Consider the following 23,948-nt stretch of genomic DNA (forward strand, 5'->3'; position numbering starts at 1 on the left):
GCTTTCTAATCCTCTTTACGCATAAAATAGAGGAGAGTTTGGAGTTCGCTTGTCAAATCAACATACTGAACGACCACATCTTTTGGAAGGTGAAGGTGGACGGGCGAAAAACTGAGAATACCTTTTATACCTGCATCGACCAAAAGATTGGCAACTTCTTGTGATTTAACACTTGGAACAGTTAGGATAGCAGTTTTGACATCTGCTTCTTTGATCTTTTCTTTAATCTGAGAGATGCCATAGATTGGAATCCCGTCAGGTGTCTGGGTGCCAACTTCTGGATGGTCATCTAGGTCAAAGGCCATGATAATCTTCATCTTGTTGCGCTCATGGAAGCGGTAGTGGAGAAGGGCATGGCCCATATTTCCAATCCCAACCAGCATAACATTTGTAATTGAGTTATCATTTAGGAGATCAGCAAAAAAATTCATCAATTTTTTAACATCATAACCAAATCCACGTCTTCCTAGTTCACCAAAGTAGGAAAAATCACGACGGACGGTCGCCGAATCGATACCAATAGCCTCTGCAATTTGCTTAGAGTTAGCACGTTCAATTTTTTCTGCATGAAATCTCTTGAAAATTCGATAGTAAAGAGAGAGTCTTTTTGCTGTTGCTTTTGGAATAGCAGACTGTTTATCTTTCACAAAATCACAACCTTTCTATTCTTCTATTTTATAGAAACATTGTGAAAAAATCAACAAAAACAAGAAAAAACTAAGAGAATTCTTAGTTTTAATCTGAAAAATTAGTTTGTGATAAAAAACGGTAGAGATCGCCAACTAATCCTTGATAAATCACCTTATCATTCAGCGTTAAGGAGCTGATTAGGAGAGTGTCGGGCAGGGTGACACAGCCTGATAGTGATAGCATAAGCTCTTCGAAATCGGCAAATTCAAGTGTACGTTCTACTTGATAGCTATCTTTATAAGTCAAATGAAACATAGCCAATCATCTCTCTTCTTTTGTGAAGATTCCGCGTTCTACCAGACTGTCCATGAGGAAGTAGAATTTCTCTTGGTGGATATGGTGTTCTTCAGATTTAAAGATATTCACCAAACGTAGACCAGATTTGTCAGTGATATTAATTTTAACACCTGTAAGCTCTTTATTGATAATAATTTTTAGTTGGAAACCTTCACCGCTGTTGGGAACTTTTTCAAGTAGACGAGTCAGTTCGTAGTTTCCGACTTTTGTTTCAAAGAAAGTATTGTCTTTTAGTGTAAACTTTCTTACAGATGGACTAAGTGTATAGTCGTAGCGGCAGTTTTGTAGTTTAATGGTTTTTTCGAATGCCATTAGATTAATCTCCAATAATATTTTTTAAGGTTTGTGCCAGTTGTTTCAGTTCCTCCTCAGTATTAAGAGGAGAAAGACTGATACGGACAGATTCTTTCAATCGATGTGAATCAGACCCATAAAAAGCTTCTAGGACATGGCTCGTTTGCACAATACCAGCAGTACAAGCTGAACCGGTAGAAATTGAAATTCCTTCAAGGTCTAACTGGAGTAAGAGCAAATCATTTTTTTGACCAGGGAAGCCAATGTTGAAAACATAAGGAAGTTGGTGTTTGCTTTCATTGAGATAGTAGTTGAGACCTGCAATTTCTTCTAGAAAAACAGTTTTTAATCCCTCTAGTTTTTGATAATGCTTAGCCTGATGATCCAAGTCTTCTTTGAGAGCAGCAACCATACCGACGATGGCAGCAAGGTTTTCTGTTCCAGCCCGTTTCTTTTGTTCTTGGTCCCCACCGTGAAGATAGGAATCAAAGTCCATAGACGAAGCGTAAAGAAAACCAATTCCTTTTGGTCCATGGAATTTATGAGCAGAAGCGCTAAGGAAATCAATTCCTAATTCTTCTGGATGGATAGGGATTTTCCCGATAGCTTGAACAGCATCAACATGATAAGCAGTAGGATGGTCTTTTAAAATATGTCCAATTTCAGCGATAGGTAAGAGACTGCCCGTTTCATTATTGGCATACATAGTTGAAACGAGGATGGTATCGTCACGTAAGGCTTCTTGAATCTGCTGCGCAGTGATTTCTTGATTTACTGGTTGGATGATGGTCGTTTCAAAGCCAAAATGTTGAACTAGATAATCAATGGTTTCAAGCACAGAATGGTGTTCAATAGCTGTCGTGATGATATGTTTTCCACGTTTTTGATGACGGAGACAATAGCCAATGATGGCTGTATTGTTACTTTCTGTACCGCCAGACGTAAAAAAGATATGTTGAGGTTTGGTTCCTAGTAAGTGAGCCAACTCCTGACGGGCTTCACGGAGCAGTTTGCCAGCATGGCGACCATGACTGTGAATACTTGAAGGATTGCCATGGGTTTCCTGCATGACCTTGGTCATTTCTGCGATAGCTACTGCTGACATTGGAGTAGTGGCAGCATTGTCCAAATAAATCAAAGAATCACCTTATTCCTTTTTATTATATGCAAAGAGTGGGCTAACTGGTTTTCTTTCGTGGATACGGACGATGGCATCACCAATCAATTCGCTAGCAGTAATGTAGCACACATTTTTCGGAGTTCTTTCTTTTGTGGCTACTGAGTCTGTCACAAGGATTTCTTTTATGTTAGTAGCATCAAGAAGGTCAGCAGCACCTTCTACAAAGAGACCATGACTGGATACCGCATAGATTTCAGTTGCACCTTCACGCTCAACGATTTTGGCTGCTTCTGAGAAAGTACGCCCAGTATTTAGGATATCATCAATCAAGATGGCCTTCTTGCCTTCAACATCACCGATGATATAACCTTGGCTACGCTCTGAATCGTCTTGAGCATAGTCGATGATTGCGATTGGTGCATCTAAATATTCAGCTAAACTGCGGGCACGTTTGACGCCAGAATTTTTTGGACTAACAACAACCACATCTGATCCCAGCAACCCTTTATCGCTGTAGTGTTTAGCAAAGAGAGGAATTGTATAGAGGTTATCTACTGGAATGTCAAAGAAACCTTGAACCTGAACAGCGTGCAAATCAAGAGTCAGAACACGACTTACACCAGCCTTGACAAGCATATTGGCAACCAGTTTTGCAGTGAGGGGTTCGCGAGAAGAAGCGATACGATCCTGACGAGCATAACCAAAGTAAGGAAGGACAACGTTGATACTATGAGCACTTGCACGTACACAAGCATCAACCATGATTAACAACTCCATCAAGTGGTTGCTAACGGGGTAGCTGGTTGATTGGATGATGTAGACATCGTAACCACGGACACTCTCTTCAATGTTGACCTGGATTTCACCATCAGAAAATTGGCGAGAAGATAATTTTCCGAGAGGTACCCCAACCGTTTCTGCGATTTTTTGTGCAATTTCATGATTGGAATTAAGTGCAAAAAGTTTCATGTTGTTTCTATCTGACATTATAGACCGTCCTCTGTAAACTCTAAATATTTTATCTCCATTATTTTACCAGAAAATGGAGATTATTTCAGCATTTTTTCATGCTTTTAATAAAACGAATTAATTTTGAAGGAGCTTTTTGGTAAGTGATATTATTTTCTGAAAGAAATTGCTGAAAATCTCGTTTTCCTTTCTCGTGATCAGTAACTTCTAGCTCCAGTTCGTAGTCTGTATGATCAAAGTAGTGGCTTTCATCTAGTGCCATTAGACCAATCGACGTTTCCATTTCGTAACGAATAGTTGCAAGGCAGCCTAGAACAAGCCAATCATGGCTTTCGATGCCAATCTTAGAGAGCTTCTCTAGAACGAGCCCTTGAGGTAGTTTTTGTTTTTCTAGGTATGATTCAGCTTCTGGAAGAGTTAGTTTCTGGTTGTATTCCATATTTCCTACAATTTGTGGCACCTTCAAGGTCAACTCCGCCCAATCTGAAAAGGTGCGAATGCGCATGGCAACCTTTTTTTCACGCAATTGAAAATCAGGTGTATCAATGTAGTAGTTTTTCTGAAGGACGGGTTGGATATGGGAAAACTGTTCTTTTAAATGATCGTAATCCTCTTTTTTCAGAAGTGTTTTCAATTCTATTTCTAAATGTTTCATTTTTCTAACCTTTTTTTTATCTTTGAAAGCGATTTATGGTATAATGGACAATGTATTTATTGTATATGATTGTAGTGAAAAAATCAAAAATTTTCAACAACACAATCACATACCAAAAGGGAGAAAATATGACCATAGAATGGGAAGAATTTTTAGATCCTTACATTCAAGCTGTTGGTGAATTGAAGATTAAACTTCGTGGGATTCGCAAACAATATCGTAAACAAAACAAGCACTCTCCGATTGAGTTTGTTACTGGACGGGTGAAACCGATTGAAAGTATTAAGGAAAAAATGAATCGCAGAGGGATTGGCTACGATACTTTGGAACATGACTTGCAGGATATCGCGGGTTTGCGGGTCATGGTGCAGTTCGTCGATGATGTTCAGGAAGTTGTTGCGATTTTACGCAAACGCCATGATATGAGAGTAGTACAGGAACGTGACTACATCACTCATCGTAAGGCTTCGGGTTATCGTTCTTATCATGTGGTGGTAGAGTATACAGTTGACACCATCAGTGGTGTTAAGACGATTCTGGCTGAAATTCAAATCCGGACTTTAGCCATGAATTTTTGGGCTACGATTGAGCATTCGCTCAATTATAAGTATCAGGGGGATTTCCCAGAGGAGATCAAGAAACGCTTGGAGATTACAGCTAGAATTTCCCATCAATTGGATGAAGAAATGGGGAAAATTCGTGATGATATTCAGGAAGCACAGGCTCTCTTTGACCCTTTAAGTAGAAAACTAAACGACGGTGTAGGAAATAGTGACGATACAGATGAAGAATACAGGTAAACGAATTGATCTGATTGCAAATAGAAAACCGCAGAGTCAAAAGGTTTTGTATGAGCTGAAAAATCAGTTGAAAAAACATCATTTTATACTCAACGACACCAATCCTGACATCGTCATATCAATTGGTGGGGATGGGATGCTTTTGTCTGCCTTTCATAAGTACGAGAATCAGTTAGATAAAGTTCGATTTATTGGCGTACATACAGGACACTTGGGATTCTACACGGATTACCGCGACTTTGAGCTGGACCAGTTGGTTACCAATCTCCAACTAGATACTGGTGCCAAGGTTTCCTATCCTGTTTTGAATGTCAAGGTGACACTTGAAAACGGAGAAGTTAAGACCTTCCGTGCATTAAACGAAGCCAGCATCCGTCGATCGGATCGCACCATGGTTGCGGATATCATCATTAACCATGTTCCGTTTGAGCGATTTCGAGGAGATGGAGTAACTGTTTCAACGCCGACGGGAAGCACTGCCTATAACAAGTCCTTGGGGGGAGCTGTTTTACATCCTACTATTGAGGCCTTACAACTGACTGAAATTGCGAGTCTCAACAACCGAGTTTATCGAACCCTAGGTTCTTCAATCATCGTTCCGAAGAAAGATAAAATAGAGCTTTTACCGACTCGTAATGACTACCACACGCTATCGGTTGACAATAGTATCTATTCTTTCCGAAATATAGAACGGATTGAGTACCAAATCGACCATCACAAGATACACTTCGTAGCGACGCCAAGTCACACTAGTTTCTGGAATCGGGTCAAAGATGCCTTCATCGGCGAGGTGGACGAATGAGGTTTGAATTTATCGCAGATGAACATGTCAAAGTCAAAACTTTTCTCAAGAAACACGAGGTTTCTAAAGGACTTTTGGCAAAGATTAAGTTCCGAGGTGGGGCTATTCTGGTTAATGACCAATCTCAGAATGCAACGTATCTCTTAGATGTTGGAGACAGGGTGACCATCGATATTCCAGCAGAGGAAGGGTTTGAGAGCCTTGAAGCTATTGATCGACCACTAGATATCTTGTATGAGGATGACCATTTTCTGGTTTTGAATAAGCCTTATGGAGTAGCCTCTATTCCTAGTGTCAATCATTCTAATACCATTGCCAATTTTATCAAGGGCTACTATGTCAAGCGGGAATATGAAAACCAGCAGGTTCACATCGTGACCAGGCTTGATAGAGATACATCTGGTTTGATGCTCTTTGCCAAGCACGGCTATGCTCATGCACGTTTAGACAAGCAACTGCAACGAAAGTCTATCGAAAAAAGGTATTTTGCTTTGGTTAAAGGAGCTGGTGTTTTGGAACCTGAAGGGGAAATTATTGCCCCGATTGCGCGTGATGTGGACTCCATTATCACGAGACGGGTCGCCAAGGGTGGGAAATACGCCCATACGTCTTATAAAGTTGTAGCGTCTTATGGAGATATTTATCTAGTCGATATTCGCCTGCATACTGGTCGGACTCATCAGATCCGAGTGCATTTTTCTCATATTGGCTTCCCCTTGTTGGGAGATGATCTCTATGGTGGTAGCCTAGAAGATGGCATTCAACGTCAGGCCCTGCATTGCCATTCCTTATCATTTTATCATCCCTTCTTAGGGCATCAGCTAGAGCTGGAAAGCCCTTTGCCAGATGATTTTAACAATCTTATTATTCAGTTATCAACTAATACTCTTTAAAATCTATTTTGAGTATAATTAATTATCTTAAAGGAGAAACTCATGGAAGTTTTTGAAAGTCTCAAAGCCAGTTTAGTTGGCAAAAATGCTCGTATTGTTCTACCTGAAGGGGAAGAGCCTCGTATCCTTCAAGCGACAAAACGCTTGGTAAAAGAAACAGAAGTTGTTCCTGTTTTACTTGGAAATCCTGCAAAAATTAAAATTTATCTTGAAATCGAAGGGATCATGGATGGTTATGAAGTGATTGATCCCCAACACTATCCTCAATTTGAAGATATGGTGGTTGCACTTGTAGAACGTCGTAAAGGAAAAATGTCAGAAGAAGAAGCGCGCCAGGTCTTGCTAAAAGATGTTAACTACTTTGGTGTTATGCTTGTCTATATGGGCTTGGTAGATGGAATGGTATCGGGTGCCACTCATTCAACCGCTGCAACTGTTCGTCCAGCACTTCAAATCATTAAAACACGACCAAATGTTACACGGACATCAGGTGCCTTTCTTATGGTACGTGGTACAGAACGTTACTTGTTTGGTGACTGTGCCCTCAACATCAATCCAGATGCGGAAGCTTTGGCTGAAATTGCTATCAACTCAGCGATTACTGCAAAAATGTTTGGAATTGAACCCAAAATCGCTATGTTGAGTTATTCTACAAAAGGCTCTGGTTTTGGTGATAGTGTTGACAAGGTGGTTGAAGCAACTAAACTGGCACATGACTTACGTCCTGACCTTGAGATTGATGGAGAATTGCAATTTGACGCAGCCTTTGTCCCAGAAACGGCAGCCCTAAAAGCTCCAGGAAGCAATGTGGCAGGTCAAGCAAATGTCTTCATTTTCCCAGGTATCGAAGCAGGTAATATTGGTTATAAGATAGCTGAACGTCTAGGTGGTTTTGCGGCTGTCGGTCCCGTTTTACAAGGATTGAATAAACCAGTCAACGATCTATCACGTGGATGTAACCCAGATGATGTTTACAAATTGACTCTCATCACAGCAGCTCAGGCGATCAATCAATAAAGAAATGGAGCCTCTTCCTCTAGTAGAAGAGGCTTTTTTAGCGCTAAGAAAAGGACAGTTAGAAGCTTCTATGTTATACTAGATATATGTTAGATTTGAAAGAATACGGTGTTGACATGTGGACGGAGGAGAAGATTTCCTCTTTCCGCGAGAAACTCCTCAACTGGTACGATGAAAACAAGCGGGATTTACCATGGCGTAGAAGTAAAAATCCTTATCATATCTGGGTTTCTGAAATTATGCTCCAACAGACTAGAGTAGAGACAGTTATTCCCTACTATGAACGATTCTTGGACTGGTTTCCAACTGTAGAAAGTTTGGCGAATGCTCCTGAAGAGCGTTTGCTGAAAGCATGGGAGGGGTTAGGTTATTATTCTAGAGTGCGTAATATGCAGGTTGCGGCCCAGCAGATTATGACTGACTTTGGTGGTCAATTTCCAAACACCTATGAAGGAATTTCTAGTTTAAAAGGGATTGGTCCTTATACTGCGGGAGCAATTTCCAGTATCGCTTTTAATTTACCTGAGCCCGCGGTCGATGGCAATGTTATGCGGGTTTTGGCACGTTTATTTGAGGTTAATCATGATATAGGAGTTCCCAGCAATCGAAAGATTTTTCAGGCTATGATGGAAATCTTGATTGATCCAGAACGGCCAGGTGACTTTAACCAAGCTCTGATGGATTTAGGCTCTGACATAGAGGCTCCAGTTAATCCTCGACCAGAAGAAAGCCCTGTTAAGGACTTTAGTGCAGCGTATCAGAATGGAACTATGGATTCTTATCCAATTAAAGAACCCAAGAAAAAGCCTCTCCCAATCTATCTCAAGGCTTTGGTTGTGCGCAATAATCAAGATCAATATCTACTCGAGAAAAATGAAAGTGAGAAACTGCTAGCTGGTTTTTGGCATTTCCCCTTGATAGAAGTAGAGGAGTTCTCACAGGAAGAAGAACAGCTGAATCTGTTTACTCAGGTTGCTGAAAAAAGCGTTGCTTTTGGTCCAACACCCCAAGAAAGTTTTGAGCAGGATTATGATTTAGAAGTTGATTGGTCCCATCAAGCATTTGATCAGGTCAAGCATGTCTTTAGCCATCGAAAATGGCATATTCAAATCCTAGCGGGTCAGGTGACAGATTCGAAACAGTTTGATGACAGAGAAATTCGCTGGATCTCCCCTCAGGAATTTTCTGATTATCCACTTGCGAAACCTCAACAAAAGATTTGGCAGGCTTATAGAACAGTTCTTGAAGATGAGGGCCGATATTAGCCATTTGTGCCTTCTTTACATTTTTTTGTTATAATAGATAGAGAAAAGGTGAACATATGAAAAAAATATTAGTTGTAGATGATGAGAAACCAATCTCAGATATTATTAAGTTCAATATGACCAAGGAAGGTTATGAGGTTGTAACAGCCTTTAACGGTAGAGAAGCCATCGAGCTATTTGAGGCGGAGCAACCTGATATTATTATTCTAGATTTGATGCTTCCTGAGATCGATGGTTTAGAAGTTGCTAAGACAATTCGTAAGACTAGCAGTGTGCCTATCATTATGCTCTCAGCCAAGGATAGTGAGTTTGACAAGGTTATCGGTTTAGAACTTGGGGCAGATGATTATGTCACAAAGCCCTTCTCAAACCGTGAATTGCAGGCGCGTGTGAAGGCTTTACTTCGTCGTACAGACCTCGCTTCAGTGGATAGTCAAGAAACTGATGAAAAGAAATCCCAACCCCTTCAGATTGGCGATCTGGAAATCGTTCCAGATGCTTATGTGGCTAAGAAATACGGTGAGGAACTGGATTTGACTCATCGTGAGTTTGAGCTCTTGTACCACTTGGCTTCCCATATTGGACAAGTCATTACTCGTGAACACTTACTTGAGACTGTTTGGGGCTATGATTATTTTGGTGATGTTCGTACCGTAGACGTGACTATCCGACGTTTGCGTGAAAAAATTGAAGACACTCCAAGCCGTCCAGAATACATCCTAACACGTCGTGGTGTGGGGTACTATATGAGAAATAATGATTGAAGATATTAGACAAACGATTCTGACCAGTGATTTTATCTTTATTTTGATTTTGCTGGGCTTTATCTTGGTGGTCACCTTGCTATTGCTAGAAAATCGTCGTGATAATATTCGGCTAAAGCAGATTAATCAAAAGGTCAAAGATTTGATTGCAGGGGATTATTCTCGAGTTTTGGATATGCAAGGAAGCTCTGAAATCACCAACATCACCAATAACCTCAATGATTTGTCTGAGGTCATTCGTTTAACGCAGGAAAATCTGGAACAAGAAACAAAAAGGCTTAACAGTATTCTTTCTTATATGACAGATGGAGTTCTTGCAACCAATCGCCGTGGTCAGATTACTATGATTAACGATATGGCTAAGAAACAGCTGGGTATCGTAAAAGAAGAAGCATTGAACAAAAGCATCCTCGAATTGCTTAAGATAGAGGAAGAGTATGAACTGCGTGACCTCATTACACAGATTCCCGAATTGATGATTGATTCCCAAAATGCTAATGGAGAATATCTTAGCCTTCGTGTGCGTTTTGCACTCATTCGTCGTGAGTCTGGATTCATCTCTGGTTTGGTTGCCGTTTTGCACGATACGACTGAACAGGAGAAGGAAGAGCGTGAACGGAGACTCTTCGTGTCCAATGTTAGCCATGAGTTGAGGACTCCTTTGACGAGTGTTAAATCTTATCTTGAAGCCTTAGACGAGGGAGCCTTATATGATCCTGTTGCTCCTGATTTTATCAAGGTTTCGCTTGATGAAACCAACCGTATGATGCGGATGGTGACAGATCTCTTGCATCTCTCTCGTATTGATAATGCGACCACTCAATTGGATGTGGAATTGATTAATTTTACAGCCTTCATCACCTTTATCCTCAATCGTTTTGATAAGATGAGGAGCCAGGATGAAGAGAAAAAATATGAGCTGGTTAGAGATTACCCAATCAATTCAGTTTGGATCGAAATCGATACTGATAAGATGACCCGGGTGATTGATAATATTCTCAACAATGCCATCAAGTACTCACCAGATGGTGGAAAAATCACTGTCAGCATGAAAACTACTGATGACCAGATGATTTTATCCATAAAAGACCAAGGTCTAGGTATTCCAAAGCAAGATTTGCCGAAGATTTTTGACCGCTTTTACCGTGTGGATCGTGCAAGAAGTCGTGCTCAAGGTGGAACTGGTCTAGGTTTGGCTATCGCCAAGGAAATCATCAAACAACACAATGGCTTTATTTGGGCCAAAAGTGAATACGGTAAGGGCTCAACCTTTACCATAGTGCTCCCTTATGATAAGGATGCCGTAAAAGAAGAAATATGGGAGGACGAAATAGAAGACTAGAATGAGTGAAATAGGCTTTAAATACAGTATTTTAGCATCAGGTTCCAGTGGAAATTCCTTTTATCTGGAAACCCCAAAAAAGAAAATCTTAGTGGATGCAGGCTTGTCTGGTAAGAAAATTACCAGTCTCTTGAGTGAAATTAACCGCAAACCTGAGGATCTGGATGCGATTTTGATTACGCATGAGCATTCCGACCATATCCATGGAGTCGGTGTATTGGCTCGTAAGTATGGTATGGACCTTTACGCTAATGAGAAAACTTGGCAGGCTATGGAAAATAGCAAGTACCTCGGCAAGGTGGATTCATCGCAGAAGCACATTTTTGAAATGGGTAAAACCAAAACCTTTGGTGACATCGACATCGAGAGTTTTGGTGTTAGCCATGATGCAGTCGCACCTCAGTTTTATCGCTTTATGAAAGATGACAAGAGTTTTGTCATGTTGACCGATACAGGTTATGTTAGTGACCGTATGGCAGGGATTGTCGAGAATGCTGACGGTTATCTCATCGAGTCCAACCACGATGTGGAAATCTTGAGAGCAGGTTCTTATGCTTGGCGACTCAAACAGCGAATTCTATCGGATATCGGTCACCTTTCTAACGAAGACGGTGCTGAGGCCATGATTCGTGCAATGGGAAATCGGACCAAGAAAATCTACCTCGGGCATTTGTCCAAAGAGAACAATATCAAGGAGTTGGCTCATATGACCATGGTCAATCAGCTAGCACAAGCTGATCTGGGAGTCGGAGTTGACTTTAAGGTTTACGACACTTCTCCAGATACCGCAACACCATTGACAGATATATAGACTGGAAATGAAATGAATGGAAAAAGAAAAAGTAATAGGTTTTTTAAAATTTTCGGATTTTAATGTTGAAAAAGGATGTAAAAAAAATCATTTTGAGAAACTGATAGATGGTGAACTCTTTTTTGCCAATTATTCATGGTTTGGAGAAAATGGTACAAAAGCACAGATGGCAAAAGAAGGAAGTGCTGAAAGAGTTGAATTTTTAAAAGTTGCCGGAAGTTCTGTAACGATTAATCCAAGATATTCAATGGTAAATCCTATTGGAATAAAATATAAGAGTTCTGAAGAAATTATAATTAATTCTACAATGCTATATTCCTTAAGAGAAAGAGATTTAGTTAAAAAGGATAAGGTGAAAGAGATTATGAGTACACTCTTCCCAGATAGTGATGTTGTTATCTATCCTGAAGTTTATAAAAAAAAAGACGAATCAAAAAATCATTATGAATTCGATAAAATTAACATCAAGTTTCAAAGTGATAGTGCTAATTGGAAGATATGTTGTTTTGTCATGATTACTGAGAATGATATAACACTAGATAGAAAATTAAAAACGGAGTTTTTGGAATCTTTAAAAAAAAGAGATTCAGAAAGAGGAAGTATAGCTTATGATGAAAATGAGAAAGAAAGACCCTGGATAATGTTGCCACCACCTCTTTTAGGTAAACTATTTCGAAAGTATCCCAATCTTAATTGTGGGCCAATAGAGTATTATGCAAGGGATAAGTATCCTTTTACTATTAATCAAATTAAACAAGACCCAAACTATTTAATACTGGCAAAGGAAGATTCTTATAAAAATCAAAAAGAATTTAGGATTTTTGTTGGAGGACCAAATAATAGCTTTAGTTCAATTGAGGGCAATATATTAAAAATTAATTGGCGGAAAAACATTACTTATGGGACAAACTTTAAAAAACTTGAGAATACGACTCTTAATGCTAATTATAGATAATTTATTTTTTGTAATACCATTATTTAAAATTTAATAGCGTCTTTTCTATTGGGGAATTCAAGATAACAAAATTTAATTTTGATAATACGAGGTTCAAAAAAGTTTTCGTAATCCTAAAAACGCATAACATCAGGTGCTTACCGCTCTGATGTTATGCGTTTTTTCGTGAACATACTTATTAGATTAATACTCATTTAAAATCAAAAAGAGCAGAAATTTTCACCGAGCAAACAGATATATTATATTTTTTGCTAAAAACCTTTCGTTGATCTTCTAGAATACAGTAGAGTACATTGATTAGCTGGTAAAATTCCAAGGTAATACTTGGACCACGATATTTCTTAAACAAGTCTGTTAACAAAAAAGTGCACTTTGATTTTAATTTGAGTATAATTTCAAAAAGTTGAATTATCACCCAGCCTTTTACAATCCTGCGAAATCTTTGATTTCTTGTGCTGACATTGCAGAGTCGCAACGGACTTTGATTTGGCCATCTGCAACATGAACAAATCCTGGAACAGTCGGGATTCCATAGCGTGAACGGAAATCTTGTAAGGCTTCCAACTGACTTGGTTCTTCACTGTTGATGAAGTAGATGTGGGATTTGGTTTCAGCTACAACGCCAGCCAAAGTACCGGCAAATTTACGGCAGTAAGGGCAAGTTTTGCGACCGATAAAGAAGGTCGCAGTTTCGTTTTTATCAAGAGCATCTTGCGCACGCGCAACTGTAGTGACTTCAAGGTCTTTGATGTTTTCTAAAAATTGTTCCATGAGATTACCTCGCTTTCATTGATAAGTCTAGTATGCCATAAAGTTTCCAAAAATGCTTAGATTTGATACGAAAAAAAGATGAGATTGGTTGGTCTCATCTTATATAGATTTTTATTTTACAAAGGCATTGATTTCTGCTTCGATGTTGGCAATCTTAGCTTGTGAATCTTCGTTGCTTTCACCCACAACGGCAATGTAGAATTTGATCTTTGGTTCTGTACCTGAAGGGCGAACGGCAATCCATGAACCGTCAGCAAGTGTATATTTCAACACATCACTTGGAGGAGTTGTCAAGTTTGTAACAGTACCGTCAGCAGCAGTAGCAGTTTGAGCCTTGAAGTCTTCTACGACAGTGATAGCTGTTGTGTTCCATTCTTTCGGACTATTGTCACGGAATTTAGCCATAATCGCTTTGATTTGCTCAGCTCCATCAACCCCTGAGAGAGTTACAGAGATAGTCTTTTCAGCGTAGTAACCGTACTCTTTGTAGATTTCTTCGATACCGTCAGCAAGAGTCAAGCCGCGTGAACGGTAGTAGGCAGCAAGCTCAGCAACGACAAGAACGGCTTGGATGGCGTCTTTATCACGTACGAATGGTTTAATCAAGTAACCGAAGCTTTCTTCAAATCCCATCATGTAAGTGTGATTGTGTTTTTCTTCGAATTCTTGAATCTTTTCAGCTATAAATTTGAAACCAGTCAAGACGTTAAACATAGTTGCGCCGTAGCTTTCAGCAATCTTCGTTACCAAGTCAGTTGATACGATAGACTTGCAGAGGGCTGCATTTGCAGGAAGTGTTCCAGCGTTTTTATGGGCTTCCAAGATGTATTTAGCCATGATAGCACCGATTTGGTTACCTGAAAGGTTGAGGTAGCTACCATCTTTTTGAAGAACTTCGACACCGACACGGTCAGCGTCAGGGTCAGTTGCGACAAGCACATCAGCACCAACTTGACGACCAAGTTCTTCAGCAAGTGCAAAGGCTGCTTGGTTTTCTGGGTTAGGAGATTTAACAGTTGAGAAGTCAGGGTCAGCAGTTGCTTGCGCTTCAACAACTTGAACAGAGTCAAATCCTGCTTGGGCAAGAGCACGACGAGCCAACATTTCACCAGTACCATGAAGTGGTGTGTAGACAATCTTCATGTCTTTACCAAATTCTTCGATCAAGGCTGGGTTGATGTTCACATCTTTGACCTCTTTAAGGTATTCTACATCAACAGCTTCACCAATGACTTCAATCAAGCCAGAAGTTTTTTCAGCCTCCACATCAGCAACTTCAACTGCGAATGGATTTTCGATTGCACGGATGTAAGTCGTCAAAGCATCTGCATCGTGAGGAGGCATTTGTCCACCGTCTTCACCGTAAACCTTGTAACCGTTAAATGGAGCAGGGTTGTGACTGGCAGTAATCATGATACCTGCGAAACAGTTGAGGTGACGAACAGCGAATGAAAGTTCTGGAGTTGGACGGAGGCTTTCAAATACGTAAGATTTGATACCATGTTTTGCAAGAACTGCAGCAGATTCAAAGGCAAATTCTGGAGAGAAGTGGCGGCTATCGTATGCAATCGCCACACCGCGTTCTTTTTCATTTCCACCTTTTGACTCAATCAAACGAGCCAAACCTTCAGTTGCTTGGCGGACAACATAGATATTGATGCGGTTTGTACCAGCTCCGATCAATCCACGCATACCAGCAGTACCAAATTCAAGATTGGTATAGAAGGCATCTTCCTTTGTTTTTTCATCCATATTTTCCAAATCTTGACGAAGGTAGTCTGGAAGGTCAGCAAAATCGACCCATTTTTGATAATTTTCTTGGTAAGTCATAAAGTGTCTCCTTTTTTGTAAATTCTTTTAATCGCTTTCATTATATCACGATTTATCATTTTAGTAAAACGTTAGCATAACTTTCTGAAAAGGTTTGAAATGAAATGGATTCTATAGTCTTGAACCCCTTAGGGAAACATGCTATACTACCTATATGATTATTTTACAAGCCAATAAAATTGAACGTTCTTTTGCAGGCGAGCTTTTGTTTGATAATATAAACCTGCAAGTAGATGAACGAGACCGAATTGCTCTTGTTGGGAAAAATGGTGCAGGAAAGTCGACTCTGTTGAAGATTTTAGTTGGAGAAGAGGAGCCGACTAGTGGAGAAATCAATAAGAAAAAAGATGTTTTTCTGTCTTACCTAGCCCAAGATAGCCGTTTTGAGTCTGAAAATACCATCTACGATGAAATGCTACATGTTTTTGATGATTTACGTTGTACAGAGACACAACTACGTCAGATGGAATTGGAAATGGGTGAAAAGTCTGGTGAGGATTTGGATAAACTGATGGTGGATTATGATCGTTTATCAGAGAATTTCCGTCAGGCTGGTGGCTTTACCTACGAAGCTAATATTCGAGCGATCTTGAATGGTTTCAAGTTTGATGAATCTATGTGGCAGATGAAAATTGCTGAGCTTTCAGGTGGTCAAAATACCCGTCTGGCTTTGGCCAAAATGCTCCTTGAAAAACCAAATCTTTTGGTCTTAGATGAGCCAACCAACCACTTGGATATTGAAACCATTGCCTGGCTAGAGAATTACTTGGTGAACTATAGCGGTGCACTCATTATTGTCAGTCACGACCGTTATTTCTTGGACAAGGTTGCGACGGTTACACTTGATTTGACCAAGCATTCCTTAGATCGCTATGTCGGAAATTACTCTCGTTTTGTTGAACAAAAAGAGCAAAAACTAGCAACCGAGGCAAAAAACTATGAAAAGCAGCAGAAGGAAATTGCTGCTCTGGAAGACTTTGTCAATCGCAATCTAGTCCGAGCTTCAACGACAAAACGTGCTCAATCTCGCCGTAAACAACTGGAAAAAATGGAGCGTTTGGACAAGCCAGAAGCTGGTAAGAAATCAGCCAACATGACCTTCCAGTCAGAAAAAACGTCGGGTAATGTTGTATTGACTGTTGAAAATGCGGCTATTGGCTATGATGGGGAAATACTTTCAGAGCCTATCAATCTAGACCTCCGTAAGATGAATGCTGTTGCCATCGTAGGACCAAACGGCATCGGGAAGTCAACCTTTATCAAGTCAATAGTAGACCAGATTCCTTTTATCAAAGGAGAGAAGCGTTTTGGAGCAAATGTTGAGGTTGGTTACTATGACCAAACCCAAAGTAAGCTGACACCAAGTAATACTGTATTAGATGAACTCTGGAATGATTTTAAACTGACGCCAGAAGTTGAAATCCGTAACCGCCTTGGCGCTTTCCTCTTCTCAGGGGATGATGTTAAAAAGTCAGTCGGGATGCTGTCTGGTGGCGAACGAGCTCGTTTGCTTCTTGCTAAACTTTCAATGGAAAATAATAACTTCCTGATTTTGGACGAGCCGACCAACCACTTGGATATTGATAGCAAGGAAGTGCTAGAAAATGCCTTGATAGACTTTGATGGAACCCTTCTGTTTGTCAGTCACGACCGTTACTTTATTAACCGTGTAGCCACTCATGTCTTGGAATTGTCTGAGAATGGTTCGACTCTTTACTTGGGAGATTATGACTACTATGTTGATAAAAAGGCTGAAATGGAAGTCAGCCAGACAGAAGAAGTTTCAACTAGCAATCAAGCAAAAGAAGCAAGTTCAGTTAATGACTACCAAGCTCAGAAAGAAGGTCAAAAAGAAGCCCGTAAGCTCATGCGCCAAATAGAGAGTTTAGAGGCTGAAATCGAAGAGTTAGAAACTCAAAGTCAAGCCATTTCTGAACAAATGCTGGAAACCAACGATGCTGAAAAGCTCATGGAATTGCAGGCTGAACTGGACAAAATCAGTCACCGTCAGGAAGAGGCTATGCTTGAGTGGGAAGAATTATCGGAGCAGGTGTAAAGATGGAACATCTTGGAAAGGTATTTCGTGAATTTCGAACAAGTGGGAAGTACTCCTTGAAAGAGGCGGCAGGTGAATCATGTTCAACCTCTCAGTTATCTCGCTTCGAGCTTGGGGAGTCTGATCTAGCAGTTTCCCGTTTCTTTGAGATTTTGGACAATATTCATGTGACTATTGAAAATTTCATGGACAAGGCTAGGGATTTTCAAAATCATGAACATGTTGCCTTGATGGCACAGATTATTCCGCTTTACTACTCAAATGATATTGCAGGTTTTCAAAAGCTTCAAATGGAACAGCTTGAGAAAACAAAGAGTTCGACCAATCCCCTCTATTTTGAGCTGAATTGGATTCTGATACAAGGCCTTATTTGTCAAAGAGATACTAGTTACAGTATGGAACAGAGTGATCTGGATAAGGTGGCGGATTATCTTTTCCAAACAGAAGAATGGACCATGTATGAGTTGATTCTTTTCGGGAATCTCTATACTTTTTACAATGTGGACTATGTGACTCGGATTGGCAGAGAAGTCATGGAGCGAGAAGACTACTACAAGGAAATTGGTCGGCATCGAAAACTTGTTTTGATTTTAGCTCTTAACTGTTACCAGCATTGTTTGGAAAACCGTTCCTTTACGGATGCGGACTATTTTGAGGGTTATGTGGAGAAGTTAATTGGAAATGGTATCAAGCTTTATGAGCGCAATATCTTCCATTATCTAAAAGGTTTCGCCCTCTACCAGAGAGACTTGAAAGCAGAAGGTTGTAGTCAGATGCAGGAAGCCATGCATATTTTTGCTGTACTTGGACTTCCAGAGCAAGTGGCTTACTATCAGGAACATTATGAAAAATTTGTAAAAGATTAATTTTCCCAAATAAGGGAAAAACGAATATACTCCTTTCAGTTTTGATACAATAGTTTCAAAATTTGAGAGGAGTTTTTTATATGAATCGACATGCAATCCAGTTGATTAGTCGTGGGGCTATTAATAAGATAGGAAATATGCTCTATGATTATGGAAACAGTGTTTGGTTGGCATCAATGGGGACGATAGGACAGACTGTTCTTGGGATTTATCAGATTTCTGAACTCGTCACATCGATTCTGGTCAATCCCTTTGGCGGAGTGATTTCAGACCGCTTTTCGCGACGCAAAATTTTAATGACGATAGACTTGGTTTGCGGTATTCTCTGTTTAGCTATTTCTTTCATTAGAAATGATAGCTTGATGATTGCTGCCTTGATTTTTGCCAACATTGTACAGGCGGTTGCCTTTGCATTTTCTCGTACAGCCAATAAAGCTATTATAACTGAGGTTGTAGAGAAAGACGAGATTGTGACCTATAATGCTCGCTTAGAGCTCGTTTTGCAGGTTGTAGGCGTTAGCTCCCCTGTACTTTCTTTCATCGTTTTACAATTTGCCAGTCTCCATATGACGCTCATTTTAGATGCCATTAGTTTTTTCATCGCATTTACCTTAGTAGCTTTCCTCCCCCAAAAAGAGACTCAGGAACAAGAGAAAAAGGCTTTCAGCTGGAAAAATATTTTTGCTGATATGAAAGAAGGGATTTGCTATATTTGGCGACAGCAAGAGATCTTTTTCCTTTTGTTAGTAGCTTCCAGTGTTAATTTCTTTTTTGCAGCCTTTGAATTCCTTCTCCCCTTTTCAAATCGACTTTACGGGGTAGAAGGAGCTTATGCGAGTATTTTGACTATGGGCGCTATTGGTTCCATTGTGGGAGCTCTTCTAGCTAGTAAAATAAAGGCAAGTGTTTATAATCTTTTGACTCTATTGGCTTTGACTGGAGTTGGAGTTTTTATGATGGGGTTACCGTTGCCAACTTTTCTTTCCTTTTCTGGAAATTTAGTTTGTGAACTGTTTATGACGATTTTTAATATTCACTTTTTTACTCAGGTGCAAACCAAGGTTGAGGGGGAATACTTGGGAAGGGTACTAAGCACAATTTTTACTTTAGCTATTCTCTTTATGCCAATTGCAAAAGGCTTTATGACAGTGCTACCAAGTGTTCATCTTTCTTCTTTCCTGATCATTGGAAGCGGGGTTGTCATCCTGTCTTGTTTATCACTCATTTATGTGCGAAGTCGTTTTGAAAAAGACTCATAACTTCACTATCTTTAGAAAATATTTCAATACTAACCATTTTTCAGTCCTTCTCTATTGTGAGGAGGGCTTGCTTTGTGGTAAAATGGGATTATGAATGAAAGAATGAATGAGTTAGTTGCCTTACTCAACCGCTATGCAACCGAGTACTATACAAGTGACAATCCCTCGGTTTCAGATAGTGAGTATGATCGCCTCTACCGAGAGTTGGTCGAGTTGGAAGCTGCCTATCCAGATCAAGTTTTAGCAGATAGTCCGACCCATCGCGTTGGTGGTAAGGTTTTAGATGGTTTTGAAAAATACAGTCATCAGTATCCTCTTTATAGTTTGCAGGATGCTTTTTCACGTGAAGAGTTAGAAGCTTTTGATGCGCGTGTTCGAAAGGAATTACCCCAACCGACCTATATTTGCGAACTGAAAATCGATGGTTTGTCTATCTCGCTTACGTATGAAAAGGGAATTTTGGTAGTCGGTGCGACACGTGGGGATGGTTCTATTGGAGAGAATATCACAGAGAACCTCAAGCGTGTCAAGGACATTCCTTTGACCTTGCCAGAAGAACTAGATATCACCGTTCGTGGAGAATGTTACATGCCACGCGCTTCGTTTGATCAGGTTAACCAAGCCCGCCAAGAAAATGGGGAGCCTGAGTTTGCTAATCCTCGTAACGCAGCAGCAGGAACCTTGCGTCAGTTGGATACGGCAGTAGTTGCCAAACGCAATCTTGCGACTTTTCTCTATCAAGAAGCTAGTCCGTCAACTCGTGATAGCCAAGAAAAGGTTTTGAAGCACCTAGAACAACTAGGTTTTGTGGTCAATCCTAATCGAATTCTGGCTGAAAACATAGATGAAATCTGGAATTTTATCCAAGAAGTAGGACAGGAACGAGACAATCTTCCCTATGATATTGATGGGGTGGTGATTAAGGTTAATGATTTAGCAGGTCAAGAAGAACTCGGTTTTACCGTCAAGGCTCCAAAGTGGGCAGTAGCTTACAAGTTCCCTGCTGAGGAAAAAGAAGCTCAACTCTTATCAGTTGATTGGACAGTTGGTCGTACGGGAGTCGTGACTCCAACTGCAAATCTAACACCAGTACAACTAGCTGGAACAACTGTTAGCCGTGCGACACTGCACAATGTAGATTATATCGCCGAAAAGGATATCCGCAAAGACGATACGGTTATCGTCTATAAGGCTGGGGACATCATCCCTGCTGTTTTGCGCGTGGTAGAGTCCAAACGTGTTTCTGAAGAAAAACTAGATATTCCGATTAATTGTCCAAGTTGTGATAGTCACTTACTTCATTTCGAAGATGAGGTTGCTCTACGTTGTATCAATCCTCGCTGTCCTGCTCAAATCATGGAAGGTTTGATTCACTTTGCCTCTCGAGATGCCATGAATATTACAGGACTTGGTCCATCTATCGTTGAAAAGCTTTTTGCTGCTAATCTGGTTAAGGATGTGGCAGATATTTACCGTTTGAAAGAAGACGATTTCCTCCTTTTAGAAGGTGTCAAGGAAAAGTCTGCTTCTAAACTGTATCAGGCTATTCAAGCATCAAAGGAAAACTCTGCTGAAAAGCTTTTATTCGGTTTGGGAATTCGCCATGTCGGAAGCAAGGCTAGCCAACTCTTGCTCCAACATTTCCACTCTATTGAAAATCTAGCCCAAGCTGATTCAGAGGAAGTCGCAAGTATTGAAAGCTTGGGTAGTGTGATTGCCCAAAGTCTTCAGACTTATTTTGCTACCGAGGGATCTAAAATTCTCTTAGATGAGCTGAAAGCAGCTGGAGTCAACCTGGACTACAAAGGGCAGACAGTAGTGGCAGATGCAGCCTTGTCAGGTTTGACGGTAGTTCTGACAGGAAAATTGGAACGTCTCAAACGCTCAGAAGCAAAAAGTAAACTCGAAAGTCTTGGAGCCAAAGTAACAGGTAGCGTATCCAAGAAAACAGATCTAGTCGTAGCAGGAGCAGATGCAGGAAGTAAGCTCCAAAAAGCTCAAGAACTTGGTATCGAAGTTCGCGATGAAGCTTGGCTAGAAAGTTTGTAAAGAATAGTCTCAAACTATCTCTCCTGATGTGTTTTGACATGGTTAAAATCTATTGTCCATCGTGATGAAATGCCAACTGAATCCATCAGAATCAAATAAAATTAAAATAGAAATTAGAAATTAGGAAAAAACATGTACAATTATCCCGTTCTTCTCCATTTTCATAGAAAAAATGGAGATTATACAGCTTGCTCATTTAGCACAGACCGAGATGAAAACAAAAACTCTTTAACTTCAGAGACCACTTATTTTGGTCTTCAGTTTTCTTTTACAGTGACCAGTCAGGAAAAGGTGGATAGTTTCACCTTCAAAGCCGAGATAGATGGTGTATTAAAAGAATATCTTGTACGTTTTAACTACTATCCCTTGCTAACAGAAGCATGGATTTTAGAGGGCGACGAGACTGTTTATTATTCTGAAAATCCAGCTATTGCTAGTCCATATTATAAGGATCAGAATCCATTTGCCTTTGATAAAGCCATCCATAGCGCAAGCTTTGATCATCACTGGGGATATCAGGGAGACTTGGGCTGCCAAGGATCTGATTCCCAGACCAGTTTTAAACTCTGGGCTCCAACAGCTACAGCAGTTCAGGTGGTTGTTTATGAAAATACAAGTAACGATGCACAGATTTGGAAAACCTTTAATCTAGAGCGTGGGAATAGTTATTCATACAGTCATAAGTACAATACCATTGGTGTGTGGAGTCTAGACTTAGATGAAAATCTTGCTGGTAAGGCTTATCAGTATCAGATTGAATTTCCTCACCACCAGACTTTGACGAGAGACCCTTACACGATTGCCACAAGTCCTGACGGAAAACGTTCCGTAATTCTTTCTCATCAAGACAGACAAGTAGAAGGATTCCAAGTCAAACATGGGACAGAAGCTCCATGGCGTTTGGAGAATCCATGTAAAGCAGTTATCTGTGAAATGCATATTCGTGATTTTACCAAATCGCCTACATCTGGTGTTCCTGAAGAACTCCGCGGAACCTTCTTGGGTGCTGCTCAGACTGGAACGGTTAACCAATACGGTCAAGCAACCGCCTTTGACTATATCAAAGAACTTGGTTGTAACTATGTTCAACTTCAACCTATCTTTGATCGCCATAAGGAATATGACGAGAACGGAAATGTAACCTATAACTGGGGCTATGACCCTCAAAACTACAATGCTCCAGAAACGAGCTTCTCTAGCAATCCAGATGATCCCGGACAAGTTATTCGAGACCTCAAGACCATGATTCAGGCTTATCATGATGCGGGAATCGGTGTCATTATGGATGTGGTTTATAACCATACCTTCTCAACAGTGGACGCTCCATTCCAGACAACTGTTCCCGATTATTTCTATCGTATGAATCGTGATGGAACTTTTCAAAACGGTACGGGGGTAGGAAATGAAACTGCAAGTGAACATGAGATGTTCCGCAAGTATATGATTGATTCCATCCTCTATTGGGTGAAAGAATACAATATTGACGGTTTTCGTTTCGACTTGATGGGCATTCATGATGTCAAAACTATGCAGGCAATTCGTTGGGCACTGGATGAGGTCGATCCGCGTATTCTCACTTATGGAGAAGGCTGGGATATGGGAACAGGTCTTGCTCCTTATGACAAGGCTAAGAAGGATAACGCCCACCAGATGCCAAATATAGGTTTCTTCAACGATAATCAGCGTGATGCGATCAAAGGAGGAGAAGTTTATGGGGCAATCAAATCAGGATTTGTGAGTGGTGCTGCTACAGAACCAATCGTCGCCAAGGCTATTCTTGGTAGCCGAGAATTGGGATCTTATCTCAGTCCAAACCAGGTTCTCAACTATGTTGAAGCTCATGACAATTACAATCTTCATGACTTGTTGGCAACCCTTCATCCTGATCAGAGTTCCGACCAGATTATGCGCAAGGTTGAGACAGCGACAGCTATGAATCTTCTCATGCAAGGAATGGCCTTTATAGAACTAGGTCAAGAGTTTGGTCGAACTAAGTTGGTTCCAACTGGTGAACATGGAGAACTAACTCCTGCAGACCGAGAACGTGCTATGAATAGCTATAATGCTCCGGACAGTGTTAACCAAGTCAACTGGGATCTGATCAATGAACGCCAAGACAGCATCGAGTTTATTCGTCAGATTATCCGCCTAAAAACGCAAATCAATGCCTTCTCTTATCCAACATATGAAGAAATTTACCGTCATGTCTTTGTTCACACGGCTGCTGAAAATAGTGGCTGGATTGTCTACGAGATTCACGGTGGATCCGAACATCTATTAGTGGTATTTAATGCTAAGGGAACCTCCTTCTACTTTGAAAATGCAGGTAAGCTTGAAATGTTCCTTACCAACAGTCGTTCAAAACAAGAAAATGTTATTGATGACATTAGTGTCGCAGTTTTAAAAGTGCTCTCATAAATTAATGTAGTAAAAAGGGTTAGAT

The 23,948-nt window shown here is 40.4% G+C and carries 22 protein-coding genes; 14 read left to right on the forward strand and 8 right to left on the reverse strand.

Features of this window, described 5'->3' with window-relative positions:
- Positions 1-5: 5 nt before the first annotated feature.
- The 6 genes from D8862_RS00905 to D8862_RS00930 all read right to left on the reverse strand — a co-directional run bounded on the left by D8862_RS00905 (position 6) and on the right by D8862_RS00930 (position 4,025).
- Positions 6-647 (reverse strand): redox-sensing transcriptional repressor Rex, encoded by a 642-nt coding sequence (locus D8862_RS00905; RefSeq protein WP_061417470.1) that lies wholly within the window; start codon positions 645-647, stop codon positions 6-8.
- A gap of 88 nt (positions 648-735) precedes the next feature.
- Positions 736-945 (reverse strand): DUF4649 family protein, encoded by a 210-nt coding sequence (locus D8862_RS00910; protein ID WP_125448706.1) that lies wholly within the window; start codon positions 943-945, stop codon positions 736-738.
- Positions 946-951: 6 nt separating this feature from the next.
- The gene (locus tag D8862_RS00915) at positions 952-1,299 is read right to left on the reverse strand and encodes a DUF1831 domain-containing protein (RefSeq protein WP_125448343.1); all 348 of its coding nucleotides are present in this window, start codon (positions 1,297-1,299) and stop codon (positions 952-954) included.
- 4 nt (positions 1,300-1,303) lie between these two features.
- Positions 1,304-2,419, reverse strand: coding sequence for a cysteine desulfurase family protein (locus D8862_RS00920; RefSeq protein WP_125448344.1), 1,116 nt, complete (start codon positions 2,417-2,419; stop codon positions 1,304-1,306).
- 9 nt (positions 2,420-2,428) lie between these two features.
- Positions 2,429-3,388, reverse strand: a complete 960-nt coding sequence (locus tag D8862_RS00925) for a ribose-phosphate diphosphokinase (RefSeq protein WP_001283842.1) — start codon at positions 3,386-3,388, stop codon at positions 2,429-2,431.
- Positions 3,389-3,455: 67 nt separating this feature from the next.
- Complete coding sequence (locus tag D8862_RS00930) at positions 3,456-4,025, reverse strand: CYTH domain-containing protein (RefSeq protein ID WP_125448345.1); 570 nt, start codon at positions 4,023-4,025, stop codon at positions 3,456-3,458.
- A 128-nt stretch (positions 4,026-4,153) separates the two neighbouring features.
- Between D8862_RS00930 and yjbM the strand changes: the two genes are divergently transcribed.
- From yjbM to D8862_RS00975, 9 genes are all read left to right on the forward strand, one after another.
- Positions 4,154-4,825, forward strand: coding sequence for a GTP diphosphokinase (yjbM, locus tag D8862_RS00935; RefSeq protein WP_000151563.1), 672 nt, complete (start codon positions 4,154-4,156; stop codon positions 4,823-4,825).
- Positions 4,809-5,627 (forward strand): NAD kinase, encoded by an 819-nt coding sequence (locus tag D8862_RS00940; RefSeq protein ID WP_000799045.1) that lies wholly within the window; start codon positions 4,809-4,811, stop codon positions 5,625-5,627. The genes yjbM and D8862_RS00940 overlap by 17 nt, the downstream gene beginning before the upstream one ends.
- A complete protein-coding gene (locus tag D8862_RS00945) occupies positions 5,624-6,520 on the forward strand; it encodes an RluA family pseudouridine synthase (protein ID WP_125448346.1) in 897 nt (298 codons plus the stop codon). Before D8862_RS00940 ends, D8862_RS00945 begins: the two co-directional genes overlap by 4 nt.
- 42 nt (positions 6,521-6,562) lie before the next feature.
- Positions 6,563-7,537 carry a phosphate acetyltransferase gene (pta, locus tag D8862_RS00950; RefSeq protein WP_000451594.1) on the forward strand — a complete coding sequence of 325 codons (975 nt, stop codon included), beginning with the start codon at positions 6,563-6,565 and terminating at the stop codon, positions 7,535-7,537.
- Between the two features lie 86 nt (positions 7,538-7,623).
- A complete protein-coding gene (mutY, locus tag D8862_RS00955; protein WP_125448347.1) occupies positions 7,624-8,802 on the forward strand; it encodes an A/G-specific adenine glycosylase in 1,179 nt (392 codons plus the stop codon).
- A gap of 56 nt (positions 8,803-8,858) precedes the next feature.
- The gene (gene yycF / locus D8862_RS00960) at positions 8,859-9,566 is read left to right on the forward strand and encodes a response regulator YycF (protein ID WP_000723165.1); all 708 of its coding nucleotides are present in this window, start codon (positions 8,859-8,861) and stop codon (positions 9,564-9,566) included.
- Positions 9,559-10,908 carry a cell wall metabolism sensor histidine kinase VicK gene (gene vicK, locus D8862_RS00965; protein WP_125448348.1) on the forward strand — a complete coding sequence of 450 codons (1,350 nt, stop codon included), beginning with the start codon at positions 9,559-9,561 and terminating at the stop codon, positions 10,906-10,908. Before yycF ends, vicK begins: the two co-directional genes overlap by 8 nt.
- Position 10,909: 1 nt before the next feature.
- Complete coding sequence (locus D8862_RS00970; RefSeq protein WP_038805202.1) at positions 10,910-11,719, forward strand: MBL fold metallo-hydrolase; 810 nt, start codon at positions 10,910-10,912, stop codon at positions 11,717-11,719.
- A 16-nt stretch (positions 11,720-11,735) separates the two neighbouring features.
- A complete protein-coding gene (locus tag D8862_RS00975; protein ID WP_125415224.1) occupies positions 11,736-12,674 on the forward strand; it encodes a hypothetical protein in 939 nt (312 codons plus the stop codon).
- 423 nt (positions 12,675-13,097) lie between these two features.
- Here D8862_RS00975 and D8862_RS00980 read toward each other — a convergent pair whose 3' ends face one another.
- Entirely contained in the window at positions 13,098-13,445 is a 348-nt protein-coding gene (locus D8862_RS00980; protein WP_038805205.1) for a DUF6568 family protein, read from the reverse strand.
- Between the two features lie 111 nt (positions 13,446-13,556).
- Positions 13,557-15,275 carry a phospho-sugar mutase gene (locus D8862_RS00985; protein ID WP_125448349.1) on the reverse strand — a complete coding sequence of 573 codons (1,719 nt, stop codon included), beginning with the start codon at positions 15,273-15,275 and terminating at the stop codon, positions 13,557-13,559.
- Positions 15,276-15,429: 154 nt separating this feature from the next.
- On the opposite strand from D8862_RS00985, the gene abc-f reads away from it, so the two are divergent.
- From abc-f to pulA, 5 genes are all read left to right on the forward strand, one after another.
- Positions 15,430-17,331 carry a ribosomal protection-like ABC-F family protein gene (gene abc-f, locus D8862_RS00990; RefSeq protein WP_125448350.1) on the forward strand — a complete coding sequence of 634 codons (1,902 nt, stop codon included), beginning with the start codon at positions 15,430-15,432 and terminating at the stop codon, positions 17,329-17,331.
- Positions 17,332-17,333: 2 nt separating this feature from the next.
- Positions 17,334-18,197 carry an Rgg family transcriptional regulator gene (locus tag D8862_RS00995; protein ID WP_125448707.1) on the forward strand — a complete coding sequence of 288 codons (864 nt, stop codon included), beginning with the start codon at positions 17,334-17,336 and terminating at the stop codon, positions 18,195-18,197.
- 80 nt (positions 18,198-18,277) lie between these two features.
- The gene (locus D8862_RS01000) at positions 18,278-19,456 is read left to right on the forward strand and encodes an MFS transporter (RefSeq protein WP_125448351.1); all 1,179 of its coding nucleotides are present in this window, start codon (positions 18,278-18,280) and stop codon (positions 19,454-19,456) included.
- Positions 19,457-19,546: 90 nt separating this feature from the next.
- A complete protein-coding gene (ligA, locus tag D8862_RS01005; RefSeq protein WP_125448352.1) occupies positions 19,547-21,505 on the forward strand; it encodes an NAD-dependent DNA ligase LigA in 1,959 nt (652 codons plus the stop codon).
- Between the two features lie 132 nt (positions 21,506-21,637).
- Entirely contained in the window at positions 21,638-23,923 is a 2,286-nt protein-coding gene (gene pulA, locus D8862_RS01010) for a type I pullulanase (protein WP_125448353.1), read from the forward strand.
- Positions 23,924-23,948 lie beyond the last annotated feature (25 nt).

The organism is Streptococcus oralis (genome assembly GCF_003942585.1).
GTDB lineage: Bacteria > Bacillota > Bacilli > Lactobacillales > Streptococcaceae > Streptococcus > Streptococcus oralis_BE.